A 26,467-nucleotide genomic window follows, 5' to 3' on the forward strand; every position below is an offset into this window, starting at 1 on the left:
TGCTTCGCCCCAGATTGCCACGCTTTCGTTCGCAACAGGTGTGCTCGCAGTGACAAGGGTCTATCTCTATTTAGGGGTTGATACAAAAAGCGAGATTGCTTCACAGCCATATTCGGACTGCTTGCAATGCCTTCCTTCTCTGTCATAACGAGGCTGCCAGAGTATCTCTTCTCCATCGGCTGAAAAAAACCGAGAATGCCTCGCTGAGACTATCGCAATACGAAAACATAACGACGCAAATATCAATAATAGCGATTAAGAATCGCACAATTTAAGTCTAAACAATCTTTATATGATAAAATAAAAAGTGAGAGATATTAAGCATTATTTCAATCGCGCAGCTAATACTTATGAAAAGTACGCTAAACTTCAAAGAAAAATCGCTGAGGAACTCATAAAAGAGATTGATTTTAATCTTCACTATAAAACAGTTGTTGAAATTGGCAGTGGCATTGGATTTTTAAGTAAACCCCTTTCTGAGAATCTTTCCTATGACAGATTTATTCATATTGACATATCGCACGAGTTTTTGAAGAAACTTAGAGATAGAGTAAACAAAAAGCATTTTTTTATCAATGCAAAGGCAGAGGCAATTCCTCTCCGAAGCCCTATTGCTGATTTGCTTATCAGTTCTTCAGCTCTTCACTGGATGAAAGAGCCTGAGAAAAATTTCATTAAAATCTTAGATATTTTGCACAATAATGGAAAATTCTATTTTTCAATATTTACAAGTAATACGCTTCAGGAGCTTAAAAAAGTTTCTGATTTAACAGGTTTTGGTTCAGTTTATCCCCTAAAGGAATATGAGTTTTATATAAAATTACTTCGCAACTCGCCATTTTCTTTCAAATACGATTTAAAAACTTTCAGGGAAGAATTTTCATCCCCTGAGGATTTGCTTAAATTTCATAAATTCACAGGAACAAACTATACTTTGCATAAAAGATTTTCAGGCAAGGCAACTTTTAAGAAATTTTGCGATGTTTATAGAAGTATGTTTGGAAATTCTGAGGGCATTTTGGCAACCTATGAGGTTTTGTTCATACAAGGTCGAAAATAATTTCCCTGTCCTCAATGTTAACTTTAGCTATTCTGACATTGACAGGTGTGCCAATTGTAAATTTTCTCTTTCTCTTTAATCCTGTAAGACAGTATCTGTATTCATCAAACTGATAGAAATCATCAGTCATGTGGGATAAATGCAAAAAGCCTTCAATAAAGTATTCCTCAAGTCTAACTCTCAATCCTTCAGATGTGACCATTGTGACTTTCCCTTCAAATTCCTCGCCAACTTTGTCTTTCATAAACCATACTCTCATTATTTGTATGGAATCTCTTTCTACATCATCTGCCCTTCGCTCCATCTTGGAACTGTGAATTGATATCTCCATCAATTTTTCTTCCAAATTTTTTCTTTTTTCCCTTGAAATCTTTTTCTTTTCCAAAAAATCCCTAAGAATTCTGTGAACAACAAGGTCAGGATATCTTCTTATTGGTGAGGTAAAATGAGTATAGCATTCAGATGCCAAACCAAAATGCCCAACATTTTCAGGACTATACCGAGCTTGCTTAAGACTCCTGAGAATGAGATAATTAACGATTTCCTCATAAGGCGTGCCTTTGATTAATTTTATAAATTCGTGAAATTCCTTTGGTTTAAGGTCACCCTTCAGAATACCAAGATTTCTTATAATTCGCGTAAGATACTGAATTTTGTTTGGCTCAGGTTCTTCATGAACGCGATAGATACTTGGCACTTTATTTTCAAAGAGAAATTCTGCAACTGCTTCATTTGCTGCAATCATGAATTCTTCAATAATAAAGTGAGCAAGATTTCTCTCAGCCTTTATAATTGCCTGAGGATGTCCCTGTAAGTCAAGCAGGACCTCTGGCTCAGGAAGGTCAAAATCAAGACTTCCTCTTTTTTGCCTTTTGTTTTTGAGTATTTCGCATAATTCCGCCATTTTTTCAAAATGGGGAACAAGTTTTTTGTATTTTTTGATTTCCTCCTTGTCTCTATCAACCAGTATTTTCTTCACCGATGTATAGGTCATTCGCTCAGCAGTCTGTATTATGCTTGGATAAAACAAGGCTTCTGTTCTCTCTCCTGCATTGTTAAAATGCATCTCCACAGTAAAGGTAAGTCTTGGAGTTTTTGGAAGAAGGCTACAAAGATTTTCGCTCAACTCAGGTGGAAGCATGGGAATAACTCTGTCTGGAAGATAAACGCTTGTAGCTCTGTTCCTTGCTTCTTTGTCAATAGGAGTATCCCATTTTACATAATGACTTACATCTGCGATATGAACCCACAGTATAAAGCCTTTTCTTGTTTTCTTTATGGATACCGCATCATCAAAGTCCTTTGCACTCTCTCCATCTATGGTGACTGTTGGAAGCTCCCGTAGGTCTATCCTTTTTTTGATTTCCCTTTTTGATATGCCTTTTTGGACAAGATTTTTTGCAAAGGATGAAACCTCAGAAGGAAACTTTTTTGGCAGGTCATATTCATAAATCAAAATCTCTATATCTTCCTTTGGATTCTTTGGTTTCTCAAAAATCTTGATTACCTTTGCTACAGGAGGTTTGTTGCCTGAGGTATAAGTTACCTCAGCTAAAACAAGGTCACCGGGTTTAATTTTGATATCCGAAGGAGTAATGACTATCTGTTGAGTTATATTTCTTTTTCTTGGTTGAAGAGTGAAAATCGGTCCTGCCTTTTCCACTGTTCCCACAACTCTTTTGACAGCTCTTTCAAGAATGCGTATTACCCTACCCTCTCTTCTTCTCTTCTGCTCAAGCCTAACAACAACTCTGTCACCGTGCATTGCTCCCATTGTTGCATGGGGCGGTATGAACACATCATTCTCAGATGGCGAGTCAGGAATTAGAAAACCAAAACCTTCACGATGGGCTTCAAAATATCCTGTAATAAGTCTGGCTTCCCTAACAGGCAAATATAAACCTTTTCTGTTTCTGATAATTTTACCTTCAGACATAAGTTCTTGAAGGAGCTTTTTTAGTTTTTTTCTTTCTGAGGCTTTAAGGGAAAAGATTTCGGAAATTTCCTTAAAACTTACAGGTCTGCCAGATTTTTTTAATATTTCTATAATTTCTTCTTGTGTCATTCGGTTTTCTTAGGCAAATCAAGATATACTACCTGTCCTTTTTCTCCAAGTGGACCAAGATCTTTATCATTGAAAATAACCTTAACTCCGCCAGCGTTTCCAATATGAAGTTTGAAAGTTTTATTGGCTTTTAAGTTTATTTTGTCGCCGGGATTAAGCATTATTTCTTTTCTCTCCTTATTGTCAATTGTTATCCTCATCCATACAAGATCAGTAGCCTCAATTTTAAGAGTCTGCTCTTGGGCTTGGGGTTCTTCAGCAGGTTTTTGTTCTTCCTTTTTGGGTTCTAAAGCCGTCTCAGTTTTTTCTGCTAAATTTGAAGATTGATTAGGCTCTTCTTTAATTACTATAGGAGGAGGTGGCGGAATTTGCTCATCCCTTTTGCCAATATTTAGCAAGAGAGCTACTACTACAATCACTAAAAGTATAATCCCAAATTTGACAGCCCAACTCGGAAGATTTTTGGTAATCGGAAGATTTTTGGTAACAGGTAATTTAAATTGTTTCTTCTTTGGCGGTTCAATTTCTTGTATTTTAGCAACTTCATCTTTTTCAGGCTTCTTTGAGGACAGTTTAGATTCAAGGTATTGTTCATATTCTTTTAGAATTAAAGACGGGTCTACTTTTAAATATATTGAATAGGTTTTGATATAAGATTTCGTATAAACAGGCTCTGGAAGTTCTTCAAATCTGCCTTCTTCAATAGCTTGAAGATAACTTTTTTTTACTTTTATATAATTTGCAATTTCCTCAAGAGTCTTTTCCTGTTGAATCCTTCTGTTTTTCAGTTCCTCATGCATTAAATGGCTTCCTACCTTCTAAAGCTTTTGACAATGTTACCTCATCTGCAAATTCAATGTCAATACCTATTGGAAGACCATAGGCTATTCTTGTAATTTTAATGTCAAAATCTTTCAGCATATCTGCAATCCATTGAGCAGTGAATTCTCCCTTTGCATTAGGACTTGTAGCAATTATAACTTCCCTAATCATGCCTGTTTTAACTCTGTTTTTAAGTTCCTCTATTTTTAACTTGTCAGGAGTTATTCCATCAACAGGTGAAATTGTACCTCCGAGAACATGATAAAGACCTTTGTATCCTGTTTTTTCAAAAAGAACAATATTGCTCGGCTCTTCTACTATGCATATGACACTACCATCCCTGTCAGGACTGCTACAAATTTCACATTTTTCATTTTCCGTGATGTTGAAACATACAGAACAGTATTTAGCTTTCTGTTTGAGGTCCACTATGGCTTGAGCGATTTGTAAAGCCTCATCCTTTTCCATACTCATTATAAAAAAAGCAAGCCTCTGGGCAGTTTTTCTGCCAATTCCCGGAAGTTTGCAAAGATTGTCAATAAGCTTTTCTAAAGGGCTGCTCATAGTTTGCCAAACAAACTGTTTAAGTCAGGCATTCCCGGAAGATTAAAAGGCATTGAAACCTTTGCCATTTCAGCCTGTGAAAGCTCATGGGCTCTCTTTATAGCTTCGTTAACTGCAGCAATTATTAGGTCTTCCAGCATTTCTATATCATCTGGATTTACAACTTCCTTGTCAATTTTTATTGATACAATTTCACCTGCGCCATTAGCTGTTACAGTAACCATTCCACCGCCTGATGATGCTTCAACTGTCATCTTTTTTACCTCTTCCTGCTTTCTCTGAATCTCTTCCTGAATTTTCTGAGCCTGTCTCATTATTTCTCCAAGCATTTTCTTGTTCATCTTTTACCTCCGTTTTTTGGTGTTATGTTAAAAATCCTTCCATCAAAAAGTTGTAAGGCTTTTTTCACTAATTCATTGTCTATTATTCTTTCTCTGTAATTACTTCCATTGTTCAAATTTAAATTCCCTGCTTCTGTGCCATTATTTTTTCTTTCAATAACGGTAATCTTTGCATTCAATCCTATATTTTTCATGACATCATATATTTCTGTAACCCTGTCCCTTACAAAATCTGCAAAAACAGTAGAACCGCCAGAATATATTAATTGAATTTCATTGTCTTCAAAATTGATTTCTGCCTGCTTTATTTTTGCAGTTAAAATGTGATTCTTATCCTCAAGCTGTTCAAGTATCTGTCCCCATTTCTCTGAAATTGAGGTTTTATCAAGTTGAGTGACAATTGTTTGCGATTCAGAAGTAGCAGTAGATGATTGATTGCTGGTAGCTGAGGGTTCTTGTATTTTTTCGTTTTGATAATTAATTTTTTGGGAAAATTCAGGTTCAATTGGTTTATTATCATTTTCAGATGTTAAAGCTTGAATGGGATTATCTCCTGAAGCACTTGAAATCTCTTGAATTGCCAAATCAATATTTTTAAATCTTGAAAGCATGCTTAACTTAAGAAGCGTTATTTCAAAAATAATTCTTGGGAAAAGAGAAGTCTTTACTGCAAATTCAGAATTGATAAGCTCTTTTAGCAACAGAAGTATATGCTCTTCAGAGGTTTTTGACTTAAGTTTCTGAATGAATTCTACCTCAGCCTCGCTTAAATAAAGCTTTAATTTGGGAGTAATCTTAATGATTAAAAGATTTCGGAAAAAGTTAATCAAATCTCTCATAAGAATTTTAAAGTCTGTTCCTATGTCATTTAGCTCTTCTATTTTGAGAACAATTTTCTCCCTATCACCCTCTATAAGACTTTCTGAGATTTCATGAAGTACTTTTATGTCTGTTCCACCTATTAGAAGATTGACATCCTCCAAAGAGATGGATTCTGAATAAGCTGTTATTTGATCCAAAAGCGTCAATGCATCTCTCATACTTCCTTCTGCACTTGCTGCTACGGCATGAAGAGCTTCCTCTGTGATCTGAATACCTTCGTTTTGGCAGACATATTTTAGTCTTTCCTTTATAAGATTTATTGGAATTCTTCTAAATTGAAGATGCTGGCATCTGCTTAGAACCGTTATTGGAATTTTTCTTGGCTCAGTTGTTGCTAATACGAATACTACATGGGGAGGTGGCTCTTCAAGGGTTTTAAGAAAAGCATTGAATGCTGCCTGACTAAGCATATGAGCTTCATCAATAATATATACCTTATAAAGCCCTTCTGCAGAGGCATAACGCACATTTTCTCTGAGGTCTCTGATGTTTTCAACTGAAGTGTGGGATGCCGCATCTATTTCTATTACATTCATCGCATGTCCTTGTTTTACTGCAATGCAAAAGGAGCATTCATCACATGGTCTATTTTTTATATTTGCATCAGCGCAGTTTAGAGCCTTTGCAAGAATTCTTGCTGTTGAGGTCTTTCCAACACCCTTTGGTCCAGAAAAAACATAGGCATGGGCAATTTTTCCTGCTTGTAGTGAATTTTGAAGAATTTTAACAACTATTTCCTGCCCTGTGAGGTCAGAAAATTTTTGAGGTCTATATTTTCTTGCAAGTCCAAGATATGCCATCAATCCCTTTTTATTAAAAGGACCGACTTGCTGCGGCACACAGAATGAGATGCTTACCGTTGCTTCCTTCCGGACCTGGCGGGGTTCACATCCTTCTGTTGCGCAGGGTCGGTCCCAACTGAGTTTTCGTTTAATTCTATTTTAACCTTACAGCTCTTATTATGGCAAATTAAAAATTCTTCGCCGTTTTTATCTATCTTTTTCAACATGTAGTGAGCTCCACATTTTGGGCATTCGTAGGGATAAGGTTCACCGGGAAAGGTAAATTTACATTTTGGATAATTGGAACATGCCCAGAATACTCTTCCATATTTGCCTGTTCTTTTTATGACATCTCCTCCGCATTCAGGACATTTTACATCAGCAGTAATTGGTTGAGTATATTTACAATCAGGATATTTTGTGCAAGCTATAAATTCACCCTTTCTGCCTTTTCTTATAACAAGCTCTCCTCCACAAAGTGGACATTTTTTTCCAGTAGATACAGGCTCTGAAGATTCCTTTGAGGATTCTTTGCCATTTAATGAACGGGTATTTTTGCATTCAGGATAACCTGAGCAAGCTAAGAAAGGCACACCCTTGTTCCATCTTATTACCATCTCTTTTCCACACTTGTCACATTTCACAGGAGTTTTTATTTCCTTTGGCTTTGTTATTTTGGATATTGTTTTTGCTTGGCTTAAGGTCTTTTCAAATTCTTTGTAAAATTCTTCAACAACATTCTGCCATTCTGCCTCTCGGAGAGATATTTTATCCAAATCCTCTTCCATTCTTGCTGTAAAACTGTAATCCATAAGCTCAGGGAATTTCTCCTCAAGGAGATCGCTCACTACAAATCCGAGATAGGTAGGATAAAGTCTCTGTTTAATCTTCTTTACATAGCCCCTTTCCTGAATAGTGCCTAATATGGCAGCATATGTAGAAGGTCTTCCAATTCCCTTGTCTTCCAATGCCTTAACAAGGGTTGCCTCTGTATATCTTGAAGGAGGCTCTGTTGTATGTTTTTGAGCTTCAATATCAACCAGCTCAACAGAGCTTTTTTCTTCCAATGCAGGAAGTATTGTTTCTTCCTCTGCTTCATCTTCTTTGTATAAAATAAGAAATCCGGGAAATACAACAACAGAACCGCTTACTCTGAATTGGGCAACTGATTCTGGGTCTTCTATTATATAAGTCGTCTGTTCAATCTCTGCTGGTGACATCTGACTTGCCAAAAATCTATCCCATATCAGCTTATAAAGGGAAAACTGTTCTTTACTGAGGTATTTTTTAACTTTCTCTGGAGAAAAATCAGGATATGTGGGTCTTATACATTCATGGGCGTCCTGGACTGATGCCTGTTTTTTGCCTTCCTTGTTTTTATAATGGCCTACAAATTCTTTGCCAAAGCTTTTCTCTATAATTGTTCTCGCCCATTTCTTTGCATCATCTGCAACTCTTGTAGAGTCTGTTCTCATGTAGGTAATTAATCCTACTGTAGAGCCTTCTATATCAATGCCTTCATAGAGCTGTTGAGCTATCATCATGGTCTGTTTTGGAGAAAAGCCTAACTGAGATGATGCCTGAGCTTGAAGTGTAGCTGTTCTGAATGGCTCTGGTGGATTTTTCTTTCTCCGTTTTTTTTCAACTTTTGTCAAAGCATAATTCAGTTTTTTCAGCTCATCTGTAATCTCTGCAGCTTTCTGCTCATCTGTAATTAAAAATTTAGGCTCGTCCTTACTCCTGTCAACAATAAGCTTGCCTTTGTATTTATAAAGATTTGCTGAAAAAATACTTTCAGGATTAGCCTGAAATTTACCGTGAATTGTCCAATAATCCTGTGGCTGAAATGTAAGAATCTCCTTTTCCCTTTCAACAACCATCCGCAAAGCAACTGACTGCACCCTGCCAGCAGATAATCCTTTTTTTACCTTTCTCCACAGAAATGGACTCAAATTATATCCAACAAGTCTGTCAAGAATTCTTCTTGCTTGTTGTGAATATACCTTGTTTATATCAATTTTTGTAGGATTTTCAATAGCTGTCCTTACTGCATTGGGAGTTATCTCGTGAAAAATTGCCCTGTAAATTTTGTCTTCAGGAGCTTTAATCTCCTCAGCTATGTGATAGGCAATTGCCTCTCCTTCTCTGTCAGGGTCTGTGGCAATGAATATTTTCTCAGCATTCTTAGAAGCTTGTCTCAACTCCTTAACGACTTTTTCCTTACCGGGAATGATGATGTACTCAGGCTGAAAGCCATTCTGAATATCAACTCCGAGTTTATCCTCTGGAAGGTCCTTTATATGCCCAACAGAGGCTTTAACTTCAAAGTCATTTCCAAGTATCTTGTTAATTGTTTTAGCCTTTGCAGGAGATTCAACAATTATAAGTTTCTTACTGCCTTTGCTTTTTAGTTCCATACTATCTGTCTTCCTTTACTAAAAATAAAACTGTAAATGTCATCTTCGTGCATATCAGTCTCCCTCATAAGAAGATAAACCAAAAAAGCGCGAATCATGTCAATCTCTTCCTGTTCAAGCAGTTCACTGCCCTCTATAAAATTAAGCTCTTCCTTTATTTGATGCAGGTCTAAATCAAACACTGAAAAATCCTTTATAGCATCTTCGTTGTAATCATTGTCAATAAGCTGTCTTGCAAGGACTCGTAAAAAATCAAGAAGCTTCATTATTTCCTCCTAACATACCTACCTTCTATTTTAATTATATGACCTTCTATTTCAAGCTTCAAAAGCATTTCAAGTAATTTTGAAACATTTATACCTGTTTTTACAACAAGCTCATCCAAACTGGAAGGCTCATCAAGTATTTCAAAAATCAATTTTTCTTCACCCTCAAGGGAATTTTTATTTAAATTGCTTCCACTTTCAAGAGACTCCTTTAATGATGGAATAAAAGCAATAATTTCTTCAAGTATGTCCTCCAATGAAGTTACAATTTTTGCGCCTTTTTTTATCAAAAGATTTGTTCCCTCAGAGTTTTTTGATGTGATATTTCCGGGTACAGCAAAAACCTCTTTGCCCTGCTCAATGGCTAAAGATGCTGTAATCAAGGCACCAGAATTAATTGATGCTTCAGTAACGAGTGTTCCTATACTCATTCCACTTATAATTCTGTTTCTTCTGGGAAAGTTTTCCTTTTTGGGAGACTCATCTGGATAGTATTCACTAAGAATTGCACCATTTTTTACTATTCTGTTTGCAAGCATTTTATTTTCGCTCGGATAAATATTGGAGACACCACTTCCAAGAACCGCAATAGTCCTTCCATCTGAGTTGAGACATGACTGATGCGCCACAGAATCTATCCCCCTTGCCAATCCACTTACAATTGTGATGCCAATGGCTGAAAGTTCTGATGAAAATTTTTCAGTAACTCTTCTTCCATATTCAGTAAGCTTCCTTGAACCAACAATCGCAATTCCATAATTGTCCTCTTCCCTGAGCTCTCCTTTGCAAAACAAAACAATCGGTGGATCATGAATCTCTTTTAAAAATTTTGGATAATTCTCATCAATGCTTGTAAAAATCTCAATCTCTCGCTTCTCGCATTCTTGAATCAGTTTGTCAATTTTACGCCAATTTTCAAAGGACTTTATCTTCTTTGCCTTGTTTATTCCTATTCCTTCAACTTCTGCAATCTCTTCCAACTCTGCATTAAAAATGCTTGAGAATGAGCCAAATTTTGCAAGAAGTCGCTTAACGCTTATAGGTCCAATTTCATCTATTTCTTTAAGGGCTAAGGCAAATCTCTTTTCTTCAACCATCTAAGCCTTAATGCATTTATTTTTATAAATCCTTCTGCATCCTTTTGATTATATATCTGGTCCTTTTCAAATGTTGCAAGTTCTTGGCTGTAAAGGGAATAAGGAGATTTTCTTCCAACAACAATGCAGTTTCCTTTATAAAGCTTGAGTCTTACTGTGCCTGTAACATTTTTCTGAATATCATCAATCAATGTCTGAAGAGCTTGTCTTTCCGGTGAAAACCAGTAGCCATAATATATTAGCTCTGAATATTTTGGAATTAGGCTATCCCTTAAATGCAATATCTCCCTGTCAAGGGTAATTGACTCAACTGCTCTGTGAGCAATGTGAAGCACTGTTCCGCCGGGTGTCTCATAAACACCTCTTGATTTTATTCCAACATATCTGTTTTCAACGATGTCTATCTTTCCAATTCCATTCTGCCCCGCAATCTCGTTAAGTCTCTTAAGTAATTCCGCAGGGCTCATTCTCTCTCCATTAATAGCCACTGGATCGCCTTTCTCATAATCTATCTCTATGTAAACTGGCTTATCTGGTGCTTTTTCAGGAGGCACAACCATTGTGTACATATCAGCTGGTGGCTCACTCCATGGGTCCTCAAGTATACCGCCTTCGTAGCTTATGTGGAAAAGATTTCTATCAATACTGTATGGCTTTTCCTTTGTTGCCTGCACTGGAATTTTATGCTTTTCAGCATATTCAATAAGAGAACTCCTTGAGTCAAATTCCCACTCCCTCCAAGGAGCAATTACTTGAATATCAGATTTAAGGGCATAGTATGTAAGTTCAAATCTTACTTGGTCATTACCCTTGCCTGTTGCACCATGAGCCACTGCCTGAGCGCCCTCTTTTATGGCTATTTCAATCTGTTTTTTTGCTATTAGGGGTCTTGCAATTGATGTTCCCATCAAATATCCAGATTCATAAACCGCATTAGCCCTGAGCATTGGAAAAACAAAATCCTTTACAAACTCCTCTTTTAGGTCTTCAATATAGACATTGGACGCACCTGTAGCAATTGCTTTTTTTCTTATCTCTTCAAAATCTTCCTCCTGTCCAATATCTGCGCAAAAGGCTATTACTTCAGCATTATATTTTTCCTTTAACCATTTAATTGCCACAGAAGTATCAAGCCCTCCTGAATATGCTAAAACAACCTTTTTCATCTCTCCTCCATATGCATAAATTTTTAAACTATATTTTAACAATTTTTACCTGCTTTTATGATAGTTGCAAAATATCCCTGAGAAAAACGAGATTGCTTCTGGACTTCGTCCCTCGCAATGACGACGAGGGTGGTCATTGCGAGCCTGTTATTTATTTTTTCCTGTCATTGCGAGTCTCACCTTCGGTGAGGCGTGGCAATCTCTCTTCCTTGATGCCTCCATCCTGTCATTGCGAGCCTGCCGACAGGCAGGCGAAGCAATCTCATAAAAATAAAGTATAACCTCAGGAATAAAATCTCTCGCAATGTCCATATATCTAACATACAATGACAGAAAGAAGGATCATTGCGAGCCTGATCTAAAGTAAGGCGCGGCAATCCCTCTTCCCCATCTGTGAAAAAAAGAGATTGCTGTCTCCTCGCTCTGCTTGGAGTCGCAATGATTGAAAAATCGATCATCCCAAGCTTGCGTGATTCGGATTAGGTATAATCCAAATACAAATCAATCAAAACATCAGGGGAACCAATTAGCATGGACCTATGCGTTTTCCGCTCATCTTCTGGAGCATTTCGCCCTGATTTGGAATCTTTGTAGAAACCTCGCCTTCAAAAGAATCACCTTTATAAGTTAATCTGCCTTTAGTGATGATTGTACCCTCCTGCCCTTTACACTCTAAAGTCCATGATACAGTATCACCACTTATTTCTTGATTAATTATTTTACATTTTTCTTGATCATAACTTGAGTCTTGCTTTGGAATATAGTCTTTCTTATTCATACAGGTAGTATATGTCTGAGGTGGAATTTTCATTGGCATGCCTGACATGGCAGTTGTAACAGTTATTTCCCATTTTCCCTCATTAATATTCGGATCAGATTCAGTTTTTACTCCGCTGCTCTTGGTAGTTGTAGAGACATCTTTTTGATCACTGCTTTTACTACATCCTTGAAATAAAAAAATTGCCAATACTAAAAACAAAAATGCAAGCCTCTTCATCCTTAGCCTCCTTAATTTTTTATAGTGCCAAAATAGCACACCTAATTATACCAATTGAACTGGAAAAATTTCTTGTTTTTCATCAAAAAGATATAAGTTTAGCTCTATTGCAAATTTTAATAATCAAAAATCCTACAGTAAGTTAAATAATACAGTCTAAGAGATTGTAAAACTGAAAAAATCATCTGAATAATGTTTTTGAATATTAATTTAATCTCTAAATTGAACGATTTTTTATGAACCACTTTTTTAATATGTCATTGCAAGTATAATGAAGTAATCTTTTTTGAGATTGCTTCGGGACTTCGTCCCTCGCAATGACGAAAAAGGTGACACCATCGCAATGACGAAGAAGTGGTTGTGTCGCTATCTTCCAATTCTCTTAAATCAGTCTGCATTTTGCAAAAATTTTGTAGAATTTTCAATGTGTTTTAAAAAGCCTTGAGGAGAAAAATCTGACAAAAAAGGGGCTATGACACAACCACAAGAAGGAAAGGCACCCTTGCAATGACACTTTTTTCGTCATCATGAGGCACTGTTAGGCGCCGAAGTGATCTCTCTTAGCTCGTTGAAGAATTACCACGCTTTTGCTCGCAACAGGGGGGGCTTGCAGTGACAATTTTTATATATTTTTCGGTCTCCACGAAACATGCACCTGCACTTACACTTGCACATACACTTATCTAAGTTAATCCCTTTATCGCAAGGATTTTGAAAATATTATATTTACGCAAGTCTGCGTAATTGTTTATAATAACACTTATGAAAATTGCAATTGCATCTGACCATGCTGGAGTTGAGTTAAAGGAATTTGTCAAGAATTTGTTGACTGATATGGGATATGTAGTCTTTGACATGGGAACAGAGAGTTCCTCATGCTCAGTTGATTATCCTGATTATGCTCATTCTGTTGCTCAGGGTGTTTCAGAGGGTATATATGACAGAGGAATATTAATTTGCGGTACAGGAATTGGAATGTCTATAGTAGCAAACAAGGTTAAAAATGTTAGAGCTGCTCTTTGTAATGACCTTTTTACAGCTAAAATGTCAAGACTTCACAATGATGCAAATATTTTATGCATGGGTGCAAGGGTTATAGGAATAGGGTTAGCAAAAGAAATAGTGAAAATATGGATGACAACGCCCTTTGAAGCAGGAAGGCATTCAAAGCGAGTTGAAAAGATAAATTTTATAGAAAGGATGGGAATGGATAAATGAGACAAAAATCTTTAAAAGAGGTTGACTTTGAAATTTATTCTTTAATCAAAAAAGAGAAACAAAGGGAAACTAACAAAATTCTTATGATTGCCTCTGAGAATTATGCAAGCAGGGCAGTTATGGAAGCTCAGGGTTCTTTGTTTACGAATAAATATGCAGAAGGATATCCGGGCAGAAGATACTACGGTGGTTGCGAATATGCTGATGAGGTTGAGAGACTCGCACAGGAAAGAGCTAAACAGCTCTTTGGTGCAGAGCATGTTAATGTTCAGCCGCATTCAGGAAGTCAAGCTAATATGGCAGTTTATTTTGCTTTTTTGCAGCCCGGAGATACTATACTGGGAATGAGTTTACCTCATGGAGGGCACTTATCGCATGGTTCTCCTGTAAATTTTACTGGAAAACTTTATAAAACTGTATTCTACGGAGTTAATAAAGAGACAGGCTATATTGATATGGAAGAAGTAAGAAGGCTTGCAAACGAGCACAAACCAAAAATTATTATTACTGGAGCAAGTGCCTATCCAAGAACAATTGATTTTAAAGCTTTTGCAGAAATAGCAAAGGAAGTAGGAGCTTATCTGATGGCTGATATTGCTCACATTGCAGGACTTGTTGCAACAGGTCTTCATCCAAATCCTATACCATATGCAGATTTTGTTACTACTACAACTCATAAAACTCTTCGCGGACCAAGAGGTGGAGTAATTATGTGTAAGGCTGATTATGCAAAAGCTATAGATAAGGCAGTTTTTCCCGGTATTCAGGGTGGACCTCTTGTTCATGTCATTGCATCAAAGGCAGTTGCATTCAAGGAAGCTTTATCTGATGAATTCAAAGAGTATCAAAAGAAAGTTGTAAAAAATGCAAAAACACTCGCTGAAGCACTGAAAAAAAGAGGATTTAAACTCGTATCCGATGGAACAGACAATCATCTAATGCTCGTTGACCTTACTAATATGAACATAACAGGCAAAGAAGCAGAAGAAGCACTGGATAAAGCAGGAATTACAGTAAATAAAAATACAATCCCCTTTGATACTAAACCACCTACAGTCACATCAGGAATAAGAATAGGAACTCCATGCGTTACAACAAGAGGCATGGGAGAGGAAGAGATGGAAGAAATAGCTGAAATCATAGAAAAGGTTATCAAAAATGTTGGTAATGAATCAGTTATAAAGGAAATGAAGAAAAAAGTCCAAGCCCTTTGTAAAAGATTTCCAATTTATTGATTTTCTCTTAACTGCTGAAAAAATCTTTTTAAGATTTCGCGGCATTCATCTTCAAGAATGCCGCGAACCAATTCAACCTGATGGTTTAATCTTTTATCCTGAAGAATATTATAAAGACTGACAGCTCCTCCTGCTTTCTGGTCATCACATCCATAAACTACTCTTTTTATTCTTGCATGAATGATAGCACCTGAACACATTATACATGGCTCTTTTGTTATGTATAGCACAGCATCAGTAAGTCTCCATCTACCTAACTTCTCTGAAGCCTGCCTTATAGCTAAAATTTCAGCATGGGCTGTTGGGTCTGGAATAGTCTCTTTTTGATTATGAGCTTTTGCAACTATTTTTCCATCAACTACCACTACAGCACCAACTGGAATTTCACCTTTTTTATAAGCCTTTTGTGCTTCCTCTAAAGCCTCTCTCATGAAATAGATGTCAGAAGCCAATTCGTCCACTCTTCAATGCCCTGACCAGTTTTGCATGATACTTCAAATATTTTTATGTTGGGATTGAGAAATTTGGCGTCTTTTTTGATTTTTTCAATATCCACATCAAGTAAATCTTTGAGGTCAATTTTGTTTATAAGCAAAACTGAGGATTCTTGAAACATAAGCGGATATTTGAGAGGTTTATCATCGCCTTCTGTAAGGCTTAAAATCATTACTTTGATGTCCTCTCCTACTTTGAATTCAGCTGGGCATACAAGATTGCCGACATTCTCAATAAACAAAAGGTCCAAATCCTTTAAAGGCAAATCCTTTGCTGCGTCAGCTATCATGTTTGCATCAAGATGACATGCACCTTCGGTATTTATCTGAACCACAGGAACTCCAAGCCTGTCAATTCTTTCAGCATCGTTTGTTCCTGTAATGTCTCCTTCAATTACGCCTACTTTAACTTTATCTTTGATTGCATTGATTGTTCTCTCAAGCAGCGAAGTTTTACCTGCCCCCGGCGAGCTCATAAGGTTTATAACGTAAACCCCTGCCTCTTTGAACATTTTTTTGTTTTCTTCCGCAATTCTGTCGTTTGCATCAAGAATTCTTGTGGTTACTTTAATTTTCATTACTTACCTCCATTTCTATGATATTAAGTTCTTTGCCTGAAATTAAATCTATGGATAGATTTCCACAATTTGGACATTCAAAAATAAGATAATTTTCATTGCTTTGAAACTCATTTTTGCAGTCTTTACAAATTCCTCTTACAGGAACTTCTTCAATTATGAGGGTTGCCTCTGAGGCAGGTGTGCCATCTTTCAGTACATTAAAAGCAAAGAGCAGGGCATCAGTCATAACACCTGTTGCCCTGCCCACTATAACTTTAATTGAGTCTATTTTGTTATATCCATTTTTTTGACACTCTGCTACTGCTATGTTAAGCAATTGAATGGCAATGGATGCCTCATGCATTAGCCCTCTTGCTCCTTTTCCTTAGAGACCTCTTTTTCGTATGCCTCCTTGCCAGCTTCTAATGCCTTTGTTAAGGCTGTTTTTTTCTCATCAAGAGTCTCTTTTGCTTTATCAAGCGTAGATGAAATCTTTTCTTTGGCTTCTTTGATGTAGGTTTCTGCCTTTTCCTTCACCTCTTCAGCGGTTTCTCTTATCTTAGCTCTTGTTTCTTTTCCAGCCTGTGGAGCTAAAAGCAGTGCCAGTCCAGCTCCAACAATTCCACCTAATAGAAATGATACAAATACAGATTTTGCACTAAAGCCTCTGTCTTCTTCCATGTTTATTTACCTCCTTTCTTTAGATTTTCCAAAAAAACTGATACAGCAACAGAAGCAGCTGTTTTTAGCGCATTACTTTTAATTGAAATTGAGTTTTTTACTGTTTCCACTGAGCGTATTAGTTCAGCTACTATTATGCTTAACTTCTCAATCATTGATGAAAGCTCGCGAACTTTTACAGTTACCTCATTGATGTCCTCAACAGAACTTTGTACACCTTTGATTACTTTTTCTGTTTCATAAATTGTTGGACCTAATTTTTCCTGTGTAGTGTTAAGAAACTCCTTAAAAGCATTAATTCCTCTTCTTAATTCAACTGCAACGACTATTAGAAAGATAAGTGCTGCAATAAGGCTTAGTGTGGCAAGAAAATATCCAATGCTTAGGATAATAATCCAAGTTTCGCTCATAAAAACCTCCTTTTAGAAGGATAACATTTTAAGCTCTGCTATGACAAATTTTTCAAGCTTTTTTTTGCATGCATAATTCTTTGAATTACAGTAATCCAGCTGAGTATTGTAAGAACTACTACTGCTGTGTAAATAAAGGATGTCAAACAACCAATGGCAATCAGAATAAGCCTTTCAGGTCTTTCTATCAAGCCAATATTGCATGATACTCCTAAACCTTCAGCCCTTGCCCTGACATAGGAAATCAAAAAAGATGCAATCATTCCAACAACGCTAAAAATCAATCCCTGTTCATCATTGATTCGTGCAAAATACCAGATTATTCCTAAAAAAATAAATCCATCAGCAATCCTGTCAAGGGTAGAATCAAAGAGTGCACCAAATTTAGTAGCCCTTCCATTAACCCTCGCAAGTATACCGTCAAGAAGGTCAAATACTCCGCCTAAAAGTATTAATATACCACCCCAAAAAAGATTGAAGGGAATTATAAAGCCGGAAGACGAAGTTATAATCATTCCGAAAAATGTTACAATATTCGGATTTATAGGAAATGCTTTTGCTAAAGGGGTAAGGGGTTTGTCTAAAAAATGGCTGAATTTCTCACTTAGCAAGCTATCTTTCCCTCTTACCTGCTATGAACTCCTCCACCATATTTTTTGCTACTTCATCTGGATACTGTGTTCTCGGATGCTTCATAAAATAGGCTGAAGGTGATATGAGTAAGCCTCCGACCTTTCTGTCTAATGCCAACTTACAACATCTTATGGCATCTATAACTACTCCAGCACTGTTTGGTGAGTCCTCAACGCTCAATCTAAGCTCAAGATTTATAGGCACATTTCCAAAAATTTCACCTTCTATTCTCAAAAAGCATATCTTATTGTCATTTAACCATGGAATATAGTCAGAAGGTCCTATGTGAACATGATCAGCAGTTATTTCATGAGAAATCTGGCTTGTTACAGCTTCTGTTTTTGATATTTTTTTAGATTTAAGTCTTGAACGATTAAGCATATTCAGAAAATCAGTGTTTCCACCGACATTAAGCTGATAGGTGTTTGTTATTCTTACTCCTCTGTCCATACAGAGCTTGCTCAAGACTCTATGGACAATTGTTGCTCCAATCTGACTTTTTATATCATCTCCAATTATTGGAATTTTCTTTTCTTCAAACTTTTTAATCCACTCATCATTGGATGCTATGAATACAGGTATGCAGTTTATAAAAGCAACGCCTGCATCCAGTGCTGCCTGAGCATAATACTTTGTTGCCTCTTCTGAGCCAACAGGAAGATAGCTAATCATTATTTCAGCTCCAGATTCCTTAAGCACCTTAACAACATCAACAGGTTTCTTTGCAGCTGGAATAAATCTTTTTTCATCCGGATAGTCCTTCATGTGCTCAGCAACACCGTCAAGAATAGGTCCCATTGAAACCTTCACTGGATAGTCAGGCAAATCTTTATAAAATATCTTTGTGCAATTTGGCTTTGCAAAAATAGCTTTTTTAAGGGGTTTGTCAACTTTTCTTTTATCTATATCAAAGGCTGCAACGACCTCTATGTCTCCGGGAAGATATCCACCGAGATTAAAATGCATGAGCCCGGGAATTTTTTCCTGCGAATTGTATTTTTTGTAATACTCAATTCCTTGAATGAGTGAACTTGCACAATTTCCAACTCCAACAATAGCAATTTTTATTTTACCCATCCTTACTCTCCTTGTTGCGATTGATAAAAAAATACCAAAACAAAATTTTATAAACTAATCAATGTGTTTCTGTCAAGCTTTGCACGGTTGATTTAATTTAGCATAGGATTTTACAATATCTTTTAAACATGGATAAAACAACTGAATACATAAACAATTTTTTGAATCACATTAGACTGCAGAGGGGTGATTCGCCTCACACTCTTAGGGCATATAAAAAGGACCTTGTGGAATTTTTTCAGTTTGCAAACACTGAGCCTGAAAAGGTTGAACCAATCACTATAAGAGGATTTGTCTCTGAGCAGATTCTTAAAGGTAAGGCAAAAAGCACAGTTTCAAGAAAGCTGTCTTCAATAAGGTCTTTCTTTTCCTATCTGTACTCAGAGGGAATTATTGAAATCAATCCAGCCCGAGTTGTATCTTCTGTTAAAAATATTAAGCCCTTACCAAAATTTCTTACCGTTGATGATACTTTTAAGATGATAGATTCTGTATCAGATAATGATTTTATATCTCAAAGGGACAAGGCTATTCTGGAGTTTCTCTATGGATGCGGAATAAGAGTTAGCGAGCTTTGTAGCTTGAATCTTGATGATATTGATTTACGAGAAGGACTTATAAAAGTTCGTGGAAAGGGAAATAAAGAAAGAATTGTTCCAATTGGGCAAAAGGCTAAAGAAGCTGTAAAAAAATATCTTGCCATGAGGCAGGTTTTAAGAATAAAAAAGCGTCTCAAATCCGATGAAACTCCGCTTTTCATTAATAATAGGGGTGGTAGAATTTCTGACAGGCAGGTAAGAAGAATTGTAGAAAAATATGCAAAAGCAATTGGAATTTCTGAAAGAATCGGACCCCATACATTAAGGCACACATTCGCCAGTCATCTTTTGATGGAAGGAGCAGATTTAAGGGTGATTCAGGAATTGCTTGGACACTCGTCGCTTTCAACAACTCAGATTTATACGCACATTGATTTAAAGCATTTGATGGAGATTTACGATAAATCTCATCCACTTTCAAGGGAGGAAGAATGAAAATTTGTGGAACTACAGTTTTATGTGTAAAAAAAGGCAACTCTGTTGTTATTGCCTCAGATGGACAGGTTACGATGGGCAATACTGTGCTTAAGCATAATGCTAAAAAAATAAGAAAGATTTATAATGGCAAAGTACTTACAGGATTTGCCGGCTCTACTGCTGATGCTTTCACACTTTTTGAGAAATTTGAAGGAAAACTTGAGACATACAAGGGAAATCTACTTCGTGCAGCGGTTGAATTGTCAAAGGACTGGCGAACCGATAAGGTTCTAAGACGACTTGAAGCATTGCTTGTTGTTGCAGACAGGGAGCATATTTTGATTCTTTCAGGAAATGGGGATGTCATTGAACCAGAGGACAACATTGCAGCAATTGGCTCTGGTGGTCCTTATGCCTATGCAGCAGCCAAAGCTTTATATGACAATACAGAACTTTCTGCAAAGGAAATTGTAACAAAGGCTATGGAAATAGCTTCAAAAATTTGCATATACACAAATAACACGATTGTAATGGAGGAATTGGAATAATGGAACATCTTACACCGAAAAGAATAGTTGAAGAGCTTAATAAATTTATCATCGGACAGGAACAGGCAAAAAAAGCTGTAGCCATTGCGTTAAGAAACAGATATCGCAGACAACTGCTTCCAAAGGAGTTAAGGGATGAAGTTTTGCCAAAGAATATTCTAATGATTGGACCAACAGGTGTTGGAAAGACAGAGATTGCAAGAAGACTTGCAAGACTTGTAAATGCTCCGTTTATCAAAGTTGAGGCATCCAAATTTACAGAGGTTGGTTATGTGGGCAGAGATGTGGAATCAATAATAAGGGATCTCACTGAGGTTGCAATGAACATGGTAAAACAAGAGCATATGGAAAGGGTTCAGGAAAAAGCAAAGCAGATGGCTGAAGAGAGATTGCTTGATATACTTTTGCCACAGCCAAGATACAGAGCAGACATGGATGAGGCACAGGAAAGGTCAAGATATCAAGAAACCCGTGAAAAGTTGAGAAAACAGCTAAGAGAAGGATTACTTGATGACAGATATGTTGAGATTGATATAAAGGAAAAGGTAATTCCTTTTGGAGTTATATCAAATGTTGCTATGGAGGAAATAGAGATAAATCTTAAAGAAATGCTCGGCAGTTTTCTTCCCGAAAAAGTTAAAAGAAAAAAGGTCAAGGTTTCTGAAGCTCGTCAGCTTTTTACTCAGGAAGAGGCAAATAAATTGATAGATATGGAAAAGGTTACAAAAGAAGCCATTGAAAGGGTTGAACAGACTGGAATAGTTTTTGTTGATGAAATTGATAAAATCGCATCTCGTGGAAGCTCTTATGGACCTGATGTCTCCCGAGAAGGTGTTCAGAGGGATTTGCTTCCAATAGTAGAAGGTTCTACGGTTTCAACAAAATACGGTCCTGTAAGGACTGACCACATACTTTTCATAGCTGCAGGTGCATTCCATGTATCAAAGCCTTCAGATTTAATCCCAGAACTTCAGGGAAGATTCCCAATCAGAGTAGAACTTAGCAGTCTTGGCAAGGAGGAATTTATAAGAATACTCACTGAGCCTGACAATGCACTGATAAAACAGTATACTGCTCTTTTAAAAACTGAGAATGTTGAACTTCATTTCACCGAGGATGGAATTGCAGAAATTGCAGAAATCGCCCAGCTTGTTAATGAAAAGACAGAAAACATTGGTGCAAGAAGGCTTCATACAGTAATGGAGAAACTCCTTGAAGACATATCATTCAATGCAAATGAGCTTAGTGGAAAGAAAATAGTAATTGATGCCAAGTTTGTAAAGGAAAAGCTTAACGAAATTATCAAGAGTGAAGACCTTAGCAGATATATCTTGTAAAATTTTAGATTATGGATTAAGGAAAGATGATGAAATGCTCTGTTAGGCATCTGACATTATTAATTGCCCTGTTTATTTTTTCCTGTGCACCAAAACAACAGCCTGTTACAATTGAAGAAGTTCCCTCTGGAGCAAGAAAAGTAGTTGCATCATGGTATGGACCGGGATTTCACGGAAGACCCACTGCATCAGGAGAAATTTTTAACATGTATGATTACACTTGTGCCCACAGGGAATTTCCATTTGGAACAAAGCTCAGGGTGGTAAATATCAAAAATGGCAAAGAAGTAATCTGCACAGTCAATGACAGAGGTCCATTTGTTGCAGGAAGAGACTTAGACCTTTCATATGCTTCTGCAATGAAGATTGATTTAAAAAGCACTGGAGAGGTTTTAATGGAGCCAATAGGAAGAGATTACAGGTATGTTAGATATGTAAGCTATAGACCAATTGCAGGAACTCTTACAATACAAGTAGGTGCTTTTAAGGAAATTGATAATGCTATACTTTTAAAACAAGCTTTAAGTCTTAGTTACAGGGATGTCTATATAACAAAGTCTTTTGTAAAGGGAGAAACATTCTACAGGGTAAGGGTTGGCAAATTCAATAGCTATGATGATGCTTACAGAATGGCAAAATCAATGGCTCAAGAGGGTTATAAGGTTTTTGTTACCAATTTTGAAGGAGGTATGAAGGATGAAATTTGAACACTTTGATGATGTTGTTAAATTTCACGGACACGCATGCCCGGGTCTTGCACTCGGATATAGGGTAGCAAGAGCAGCAGTCAGAGAACTTAATATAAATCGCTCAGAAGATGAGGAACTCGTCTGTATTGTTGAAAATGATTCATGTGCAGTTGATGCCATACAGGTAATCACTGGATGTACATTTGGAAAAGGAAACCTTATATTCAAAGACTATGGCAAACAGGTTTATACATTTTACAACAGAAAGACAGAAAAGGCTGTTAGAATATCAATTGATTTTGAATTTAAAGAAACAGATGAGGAAAGGTCTCTCTGGCAGAGATTTATGGAAGGCGATAATTCAGCTGAGGTGATTGATTTTATAAAAAAAAGAAAGGCTGAAAAAATGAAAAAAATTCTTGAAGCCCCGGAAAATGAGATTTTAAAAATTACATATCCAAACATTAAACCTCCAAAGGAAGCACGAATTTTCAAAAGCGTAAAATGTGACTCTTGCGGAGAAAAAGTTGCAGAGATAAAAGCAAGACTCCTCAAAGGCAGAATACTTTGCATTCCTTGTTTTGAGGGTGAGTTATGATTGAAATTGAGATTGAAATTACAGGAATAGCTCATCTTGGGGAGGGAATTGGCAAACATGAGGGAAAAGTCGTTTTTGTTCCTTATGCAATTCCCGGAGAAATCATCAGGGCAAGAATAATTAAGGATGAGGGAGATTTTTACAGGGGAGAAATAATAGATATATTACAACCATCATTTTTTAGAGAATCTCCTCCATGTAAATTATTTGGACAGTGCGGTGGATGTAGTTTTCAACATGTGGCATATATCTATCAGACAAAACTCAAGGAAATAGTTGTGATAGAACAATTAAAAAGAATTGGTGGATTTGAAAATCCAGAGGATTTTACTAACTTAACTATTAAAGCAGAAAATCCATTTAACTATCGCAACAGAGGTGATTTTTCAATCAACAGGCAAAGAGCTTTGGGGTTTAAAATGCGTGGAACACATAAATTTATTCATGTTGATTATTGCCATATAATGCACCAAGAAATAAATATGATTCTATCACAGCTTCAGGGCAAAAATCCAAAACGAAAAACCCATAATATAACTATTAGATACGGCGTAAATACTGGAACATGGTTGGTTCAACCAGAGATGGAAGTAAACGAAATAAAAACTGGGCAAAATTTTTATACTGAAAGGCTTCTTGGAAAGGAATTTACCATTTCCGCACCTTCATTTTTTCAAGTCAATACCTTTCAAGCGGAGAATTTAATCAACACCGTGCTCAACTACCTAAGCCCAGAGGACAAAACAGTCATTGATGCATACGCAGGAGTTGGCACATTTACAGCATTTATTGCAGATAAAGCAGAAAGGGTAATTGCGATTGAGGAAAGTCGTTCAGCTTATAAGGATGCCAAAATCAATCTAAAAGAATATGATAACATCACCTATCTTTGTCAGAAAACTGAAGAAACACTGATGGAGTCTGATATTTCAGGAGATGCTATAGTATTGGACCCACCAAGAGTTGGGTGTATGAAAGAAGTTCTGCAGGCAATAGTGGAAAGGAGAATAAAAAAAATTATCTATGTATCATGTGAGCCCTCAACCCTTGCAAGGGATCTTAAATATTTGAAAGAACAGGGATACAGACTTTTAGAAGTTCAGCCGGTTGATATGTTTCCCCAAACATATCATATTGAAAATGTGGCTTTGATGAGGCTTGAGTAAATAATTATCTTAAAAACAAATTTAGTAATTCTAAATCATCATTCCAATTTTTTCGTCTTTGTGAGCATTCTATCGTTATTGCAATATTTTCCTTTCCCTGTCATTGCGAGGGTGCTTCCTTCTTTGTTATTACGAAGTTTTCCATTTCTTTACCATTCCGAGCGGTTTCTTTTCTTTACCTTTGCAACGGGCTTTCTTCATCATTGCAAGGGGTTCCCTCCTCGTCATTGCAAGGAGTGATAGCGACAAAGCAATCTCTAAACATTCGTAAAACGTAAGACGTAAGAAGTGAGACGTAAAAGATTGCGACACAGCCACCCGAAGCGTGGCAATCTCGCCTTTTTATTCCAACGGAGAGATCACTTCGCCCCACTTCATCAACTTTTGAATAAAAAAATTTTAAAATCAATGAGTTATAATTTTTAGATTAGCCTACAAAATTCTCTCGCACTTTCGTAAGTTCTGAAAATCTTATCCCCTACTCCCACACTGGAAATTTATTCTCGTTCAAACATAAACACAACAATACTTGCTTTTTATCGGGCTTCCCATCCCTTGAGTATCCATATCTTGCAAGCCCCAGAGGTCCTTGACCCTCAAAGTATACTGAGGTAATATCATAAAGCAACAACTTTGTCCCTTGTGCTCCCGTCTTATAAAAATCATCTAACACATTATCCATCTTCTCATACAACTTGTCCATTGCCCTGTATATCTCATTTACATGCATATCCTCTTCCCTTAAATCAAACAGTTCCATAAAACCACTTCTTCGTATCCATCCCACTGATGCATACTTACTCCTTGGCTCTATTATCCTGTTAAGCACTACTGCCAAAAGCAAATCTCTTACCTTCTTTGGAAAATGCCTTAACCATCCCAGAAATCCTATCTTCATCATAAATCCTAACAGTAACAGTATATGCCCTACTGAAGTTGCATCCTCAAAAAACTTGTCTTTGTCCACTACAACCTTTTTCTCAGGTGACTTAAGCAGTTGCCTTATTTTGGAAATAAGAGGCTCACCTAAGTGAGTGATATTGGCAATTTTTTCATGCCTAACCTTTTTAGTTTTTTTGTCTCTGTAAGCTTTAGATATTTCGTAGGTTTTGTATTTTTTACCTTTTTTTGTTGACCAAGATTCTTTTACGAATATAGTTACCTCCTTTTTTATATTAGTATACAAAAATTAGACAAAAAAGTCAATATTTAAGGGAATAAATAGGCAAAAATAATAAAATTAGGTTAGACTACAAAATTGAATGAAAAAAGATATAACTTATTGAATTATAAAGCTTTTGATATTTTTAAAGGCTGAAAATTGATGAAGTTGGGCTTCGGCTTCCTTCGCAAGCCTCGTGATGACAAAAAAGGGTGTCATTGCGAGCCTCCGAAGGAGGCGTGGCAATCTCGCCGTCATAGTGCCATAGAGCGACAGCGCTACAGAGCGACAGAACTTACTTTACGAAAAGATTGCTTCGGCATCCTGACGGATGCCTCGCAATGACGGAAAAAAATAAATTGCAAGCTTAGGATGAGAGGAAAAAAATAAACCGTGATGCGTGCAATGACAAACTTAATTAAACGGCAAGCGTGTAATGACAGATTGACAAAGGTTTTGTGAAAAATCCTCAATTCAGGTTTAACGTGATTATCTTACTAAAATGAATCCAATGGGATGCATCTAATGTATGAAATTCTGCATTTGGAAATAGCTCTTTTAAATCATATAAAGCTTTTACAGGCAAAATCTTATCATTTATACCTTGAGTCAGGATTAACCTGCATTTGTATTCACTGTAAATAGAAGTTATTTTTGAGGAAAGCAGAAAATTCAAGCCATTAATTAGCTTATCTTTATCAATAGCATCAGGTATTACTGGATTACATCCTGCATTAATAAGAAAATCTTTGACCACAGCCTCTGGCTCAGTTTGCATTTTTTTAATCATTCTTTTTATCACGCGTTCACTGACATAATCAGTGAACCTTTTAAATCCTGCAACAATGATTACTGTATCAAACCTCTCGCTGAAAAATCCAAGATTTTTCAAAACAATATGCCCGCCAGTTGACCAGCCAACTAATGTCTCACCTGATTTATCTTTCAAAAAATTTAAAATCCCTTCCTCGTCATAATCAAGGAAGGGATTTATGAAGCTCCAATCAGATGGAATGTCTCCTAATGCTTCCCTAAACCCAGCCCAACCTGATATGAAAAGATTCATCCTTATAGAAGTCCTCAATTAGTAAAATCTAAATTAAGCTATTTTATATAAAACATTTGTTAGCCTGTCATTGTAAGCCTCAACGAAGGTGAGACTTGGCAATCTGCCTCTTCGTAAT

At 36.7% G+C, this 26,467-nt stretch carries 27 protein-coding genes, 1 other RNA gene and 1 pseudogene; 9 read left to right on the forward strand and 20 right to left on the reverse strand.

Translation table 11 applies throughout. From position 1 onward, the window contains the following. Positions 1-307 precede the first annotated feature (307 nt). Positions 308-1,060 (forward strand): methyltransferase domain-containing protein, encoded by a 753-nt coding sequence (locus ACYQ3P_RS00900; protein WP_460176077.1) that lies wholly within the window; start codon positions 308-310, stop codon positions 1,058-1,060. Here ACYQ3P_RS00900 and rnr read toward each other — a convergent pair. The 11 genes and pseudogenes from rnr to ACYQ3P_RS00955 all read right to left on the reverse strand — a co-directional run bounded on the left by rnr (position 1,041) and on the right by ACYQ3P_RS00955 (position 12,459). Beyond that, positions 1,041-3,125 carry a ribonuclease R gene (rnr, locus tag ACYQ3P_RS00905; protein WP_460176078.1) on the reverse strand — a complete coding sequence of 695 codons (2,085 nt, stop codon included), beginning with the start codon at positions 3,123-3,125 and terminating at the stop codon, positions 1,041-1,043. The two genes, ACYQ3P_RS00900 and rnr, sit on opposite strands and share 20 nt — an antisense overlap. After that, positions 3,122-3,925: a helix-turn-helix domain-containing protein gene (locus ACYQ3P_RS00910; protein WP_460176079.1), complete on the reverse strand. Its 804-nt coding sequence runs from the start codon at positions 3,923-3,925 to the stop codon at positions 3,122-3,124. Before ACYQ3P_RS00910 ends, rnr begins: the two co-directional genes overlap by 4 nt. Further along, complete coding sequence (gene recR, locus ACYQ3P_RS00915; RefSeq protein ID WP_460176080.1) at positions 3,918-4,511, reverse strand: recombination mediator RecR; 594 nt, start codon at positions 4,509-4,511, stop codon at positions 3,918-3,920. Before recR ends, ACYQ3P_RS00910 begins: the two co-directional genes overlap by 8 nt. Next, positions 4,508-4,852 (reverse strand): YbaB/EbfC family nucleoid-associated protein, encoded by a 345-nt coding sequence (locus tag ACYQ3P_RS00920; protein ID WP_460176081.1) that lies wholly within the window; start codon positions 4,850-4,852, stop codon positions 4,508-4,510. The genes recR and ACYQ3P_RS00920 overlap by 4 nt, the downstream gene beginning before the upstream one ends. Beyond that, positions 4,849-6,534, reverse strand: a complete 1,686-nt coding sequence (dnaX, locus tag ACYQ3P_RS00925; RefSeq protein ID WP_460176082.1) for a DNA polymerase III subunit gamma/tau — start codon at positions 6,532-6,534, stop codon at positions 4,849-4,851. Before dnaX ends, ACYQ3P_RS00920 begins: the two co-directional genes overlap by 4 nt. A gap of 16 nt (positions 6,535-6,550) precedes the next feature. Beyond that, positions 6,551-6,649, reverse strand: an RNA gene (gene ffs / locus ACYQ3P_RS00930) — signal recognition particle sRNA small type. Between the two features lie 22 nt (positions 6,650-6,671). Further along, positions 6,672-8,933, reverse strand: a pseudogene (gene topA / locus ACYQ3P_RS00935) (type I DNA topoisomerase); the annotation flags it as partial. Continuing rightward, entirely contained in the window at positions 8,924-9,199 is a 276-nt protein-coding gene (locus tag ACYQ3P_RS00940; protein ID WP_460176083.1) for a hypothetical protein, read from the reverse strand. The gene ACYQ3P_RS00940 and the pseudogene topA, both read right to left, overlap by 10 nt. Continuing rightward, positions 9,199-10,296 carry a DNA-processing protein DprA gene (gene dprA / locus ACYQ3P_RS00945; protein WP_460176084.1) on the reverse strand — a complete coding sequence of 366 codons (1,098 nt, stop codon included), beginning with the start codon at positions 10,294-10,296 and terminating at the stop codon, positions 9,199-9,201. The genes ACYQ3P_RS00940 and dprA overlap by 1 nt, the downstream gene beginning before the upstream one ends. Beyond that, entirely contained in the window at positions 10,269-11,462 is a 1,194-nt protein-coding gene (locus ACYQ3P_RS00950) for an argininosuccinate synthase (protein WP_460178026.1), read from the reverse strand. The genes dprA and ACYQ3P_RS00950 overlap by 28 nt, the downstream gene beginning before the upstream one ends. Positions 11,463-11,988: 526 nt before the next feature. Further along, the gene (locus tag ACYQ3P_RS00955; protein ID WP_460176085.1) at positions 11,989-12,459 is read right to left on the reverse strand and encodes a DUF3617 domain-containing protein; all 471 of its coding nucleotides are present in this window, start codon (positions 12,457-12,459) and stop codon (positions 11,989-11,991) included. Positions 12,460-13,221: 762 nt separating this feature from the next. On the opposite strand from ACYQ3P_RS00955, the gene rpiB reads away from it, so the two are divergent. Next, complete coding sequence (rpiB, locus tag ACYQ3P_RS00960) at positions 13,222-13,677, forward strand: ribose 5-phosphate isomerase B (protein ID WP_460176086.1); 456 nt, start codon at positions 13,222-13,224, stop codon at positions 13,675-13,677. After that, the gene (locus ACYQ3P_RS00965; protein WP_460176087.1) at positions 13,674-14,912 is read left to right on the forward strand and encodes a serine hydroxymethyltransferase; all 1,239 of its coding nucleotides are present in this window, start codon (positions 13,674-13,676) and stop codon (positions 14,910-14,912) included. Before rpiB ends, ACYQ3P_RS00965 begins: the two co-directional genes overlap by 4 nt. Here ACYQ3P_RS00965 and tadA read toward each other — a convergent pair. Genes tadA through ACYQ3P_RS01000 form a run of 7 tightly spaced genes read right to left on the reverse strand, consistent with a single transcriptional unit; the run spans position 14,906 to position 18,767 of the window. Then, complete coding sequence (gene tadA / locus ACYQ3P_RS00970) at positions 14,906-15,343, reverse strand: tRNA adenosine(34) deaminase TadA (RefSeq protein WP_460176088.1); 438 nt, start codon at positions 15,341-15,343, stop codon at positions 14,906-14,908. The genes ACYQ3P_RS00965 and tadA overlap by 7 nt on opposite strands. Further along, positions 15,340-15,984, reverse strand: a complete 645-nt coding sequence (gene hypB / locus ACYQ3P_RS00975) for a hydrogenase nickel incorporation protein HypB (RefSeq protein WP_460176089.1) — start codon at positions 15,982-15,984, stop codon at positions 15,340-15,342. Before hypB ends, tadA begins: the two co-directional genes overlap by 4 nt. Next, positions 15,974-16,330, reverse strand: a complete 357-nt coding sequence (locus ACYQ3P_RS00980; protein WP_460176090.1) for a hydrogenase maturation nickel metallochaperone HypA/HybF — start codon at positions 16,328-16,330, stop codon at positions 15,974-15,976. The genes hypB and ACYQ3P_RS00980 overlap by 11 nt, the downstream gene beginning before the upstream one ends. Continuing rightward, a complete protein-coding gene (locus ACYQ3P_RS00985; protein ID WP_460176091.1) occupies positions 16,330-16,647 on the reverse strand; it encodes a YtxH domain-containing protein in 318 nt (105 codons plus the stop codon). Before ACYQ3P_RS00985 ends, ACYQ3P_RS00980 begins: the two co-directional genes overlap by 1 nt. 2 nt (positions 16,648-16,649) lie before the next feature. Next, positions 16,650-17,057 carry a DUF948 domain-containing protein gene (locus ACYQ3P_RS00990; protein ID WP_460176092.1) on the reverse strand — a complete coding sequence of 136 codons (408 nt, stop codon included), beginning with the start codon at positions 17,055-17,057 and terminating at the stop codon, positions 16,650-16,652. Between the two features lie 38 nt (positions 17,058-17,095). Beyond that, a complete protein-coding gene (locus ACYQ3P_RS00995) occupies positions 17,096-17,668 on the reverse strand; it encodes a CDP-alcohol phosphatidyltransferase family protein (protein ID WP_460176093.1) in 573 nt (190 codons plus the stop codon). 1 nt (position 17,669) lies between these two features. Continuing rightward, a complete protein-coding gene (locus ACYQ3P_RS01000) occupies positions 17,670-18,767 on the reverse strand; it encodes an inositol-3-phosphate synthase (RefSeq protein ID WP_460176094.1) in 1,098 nt (365 codons plus the stop codon). Between the two features lie 128 nt (positions 18,768-18,895). Here ACYQ3P_RS01000 and xerC point away from each other — a divergent pair, with 128 nt between their 5' ends. From xerC to ACYQ3P_RS01030, 6 genes are read left to right on the forward strand one after another with little or no spacing between them, the layout of a single operon-like run. Next, positions 18,896-19,801 carry a tyrosine recombinase XerC gene (gene xerC / locus ACYQ3P_RS01005; RefSeq protein WP_460176095.1) on the forward strand — a complete coding sequence of 302 codons (906 nt, stop codon included), beginning with the start codon at positions 18,896-18,898 and terminating at the stop codon, positions 19,799-19,801. Beyond that, complete coding sequence (gene hslV / locus ACYQ3P_RS01010) at positions 19,798-20,331, forward strand: ATP-dependent protease subunit HslV (protein ID WP_460176096.1); 534 nt, start codon at positions 19,798-19,800, stop codon at positions 20,329-20,331. The genes xerC and hslV overlap by 4 nt, the downstream gene beginning before the upstream one ends. After that, positions 20,322-21,668 carry an ATP-dependent protease ATPase subunit HslU gene (gene hslU, locus ACYQ3P_RS01015; RefSeq protein ID WP_460178027.1) on the forward strand — a complete coding sequence of 449 codons (1,347 nt, stop codon included), beginning with the start codon at positions 20,322-20,324 and terminating at the stop codon, positions 21,666-21,668. The genes hslV and hslU overlap by 10 nt, the downstream gene beginning before the upstream one ends. A 26-nt stretch (positions 21,669-21,694) precedes the next feature. After that, entirely contained in the window at positions 21,695-22,375 is a 681-nt protein-coding gene (locus tag ACYQ3P_RS01020; RefSeq protein WP_460176097.1) for a septal ring lytic transglycosylase RlpA family protein, read from the forward strand. After that, the gene (locus ACYQ3P_RS01025; RefSeq protein WP_460176098.1) at positions 22,365-22,955 is read left to right on the forward strand and encodes an FmdE family protein; all 591 of its coding nucleotides are present in this window, start codon (positions 22,365-22,367) and stop codon (positions 22,953-22,955) included. Before ACYQ3P_RS01020 ends, ACYQ3P_RS01025 begins: the two co-directional genes overlap by 11 nt. Beyond that, positions 22,952-24,121, forward strand: coding sequence for a class I SAM-dependent RNA methyltransferase (locus ACYQ3P_RS01030; protein WP_460176099.1), 1,170 nt, complete (start codon positions 22,952-22,954; stop codon positions 24,119-24,121). Before ACYQ3P_RS01025 ends, ACYQ3P_RS01030 begins: the two co-directional genes overlap by 4 nt. 478 nt (positions 24,122-24,599) lie before the next feature. On the opposite strand, the gene ACYQ3P_RS01035 is transcribed toward ACYQ3P_RS01030, so the two are convergent. Both ACYQ3P_RS01035 and ACYQ3P_RS01040 read right to left on the reverse strand, forming a co-directional pair. After that, positions 24,600-25,307, reverse strand: coding sequence for a hypothetical protein (locus ACYQ3P_RS01035; protein WP_460176100.1), 708 nt, complete (start codon positions 25,305-25,307; stop codon positions 24,600-24,602). A gap of 445 nt (positions 25,308-25,752) precedes the next feature. Then, the gene (locus tag ACYQ3P_RS01040) at positions 25,753-26,349 is read right to left on the reverse strand and encodes an alpha/beta fold hydrolase (RefSeq protein ID WP_460176101.1); all 597 of its coding nucleotides are present in this window, start codon (positions 26,347-26,349) and stop codon (positions 25,753-25,755) included. Positions 26,350-26,467 lie beyond the last annotated feature (118 nt).

Source organism: Thermodesulfovibrio hydrogeniphilus (assembly GCF_054657355.1).

Coding starts and splice junctions, on each gene's coding strand:
- xerC (WP_460176095.1), top strand. CDS start 18,896: ATGGATAAAACAACTGAATACATAAACAATTTTTTGAATCACATTAGA.
- ACYQ3P_RS01040 (WP_460176101.1), bottom strand. CDS start 26,349: ATGAATCTTTTCATATCAGGTTGGGCTGGGTTTAGGGAAGCATTAGGA.
- ACYQ3P_RS01030 (WP_460176099.1), top strand. CDS start 22,952: ATGATTGAAATTGAGATTGAAATTACAGGAATAGCTCATCTTGGGGAG.
- ACYQ3P_RS00910 (WP_460176079.1), bottom strand. CDS start 3,925: ATGCATGAGGAACTGAAAAACAGAAGGATTCAACAGGAAAAGACTCTT.
- ACYQ3P_RS00940 (WP_460176083.1), bottom strand. CDS start 9,199: ATGAAGCTTCTTGATTTTTTACGAGTCCTTGCAAGACAGCTTATTGAC.
- ACYQ3P_RS00980 (WP_460176090.1), bottom strand. CDS start 16,330: ATGCATGAGGCATCCATTGCCATTCAATTGCTTAACATAGCAGTAGCA.
- ACYQ3P_RS00955 (WP_460176085.1), bottom strand. CDS start 12,459: ATGAAGAGGCTTGCATTTTTGTTTTTAGTATTGGCAATTTTTTTATTT.
- rnr (WP_460176078.1), bottom strand. CDS start 3,125: ATGACACAAGAAGAAATTATAGAAATATTAAAAAAATCTGGCAGACCT.
- ACYQ3P_RS00950 (WP_460178026.1), bottom strand. CDS start 11,462: ATGAAAAAGGTTGTTTTAGCATATTCAGGAGGGCTTGATACTTCTGTG.
- rpiB (WP_460176086.1), top strand. CDS start 13,222: ATGAAAATTGCAATTGCATCTGACCATGCTGGAGTTGAGTTAAAGGAA.
- recR (WP_460176080.1), bottom strand. CDS start 4,511: ATGAGCAGCCCTTTAGAAAAGCTTATTGACAATCTTTGCAAACTTCCG.
- ACYQ3P_RS00965 (WP_460176087.1), top strand. CDS start 13,674: ATGAGACAAAAATCTTTAAAAGAGGTTGACTTTGAAATTTATTCTTTA.
- dprA (WP_460176084.1), bottom strand. CDS start 10,296: ATGGTTGAAGAAAAGAGATTTGCCTTAGCCCTTAAAGAAATAGATGAA.
- ACYQ3P_RS01020 (WP_460176097.1), top strand. CDS start 21,695: ATGATGAAATGCTCTGTTAGGCATCTGACATTATTAATTGCCCTGTTT.
- ACYQ3P_RS00985 (WP_460176091.1), bottom strand. CDS start 16,647: ATGGAAGAAGACAGAGGCTTTAGTGCAAAATCTGTATTTGTATCATTT.
- hslV (WP_460176096.1), top strand. CDS start 19,798: ATGAAAATTTGTGGAACTACAGTTTTATGTGTAAAAAAAGGCAACTCT.
- ACYQ3P_RS00920 (WP_460176081.1), bottom strand. CDS start 4,852: ATGAACAAGAAAATGCTTGGAGAAATAATGAGACAGGCTCAGAAAATT.
- ACYQ3P_RS01025 (WP_460176098.1), top strand. CDS start 22,365: ATGAAATTTGAACACTTTGATGATGTTGTTAAATTTCACGGACACGCA.
- ACYQ3P_RS01000 (WP_460176094.1), bottom strand. CDS start 18,767: ATGGGTAAAATAAAAATTGCTATTGTTGGAGTTGGAAATTGTGCAAGT.
- tadA (WP_460176088.1), bottom strand. CDS start 15,343: ATGAGAGAGGCTTTAGAGGAAGCACAAAAGGCTTATAAAAAAGGTGAA.
- dnaX (WP_460176082.1), bottom strand. CDS start 6,534: ATGGCATATCTTGGACTTGCAAGAAAATATAGACCTCAAAAATTTTCT.
- hypB (WP_460176089.1), bottom strand. CDS start 15,984: ATGAAAATTAAAGTAACCACAAGAATTCTTGATGCAAACGACAGAATT.
- ACYQ3P_RS00990 (WP_460176092.1), bottom strand. CDS start 17,057: ATGAGCGAAACTTGGATTATTATCCTAAGCATTGGATATTTTCTTGCC.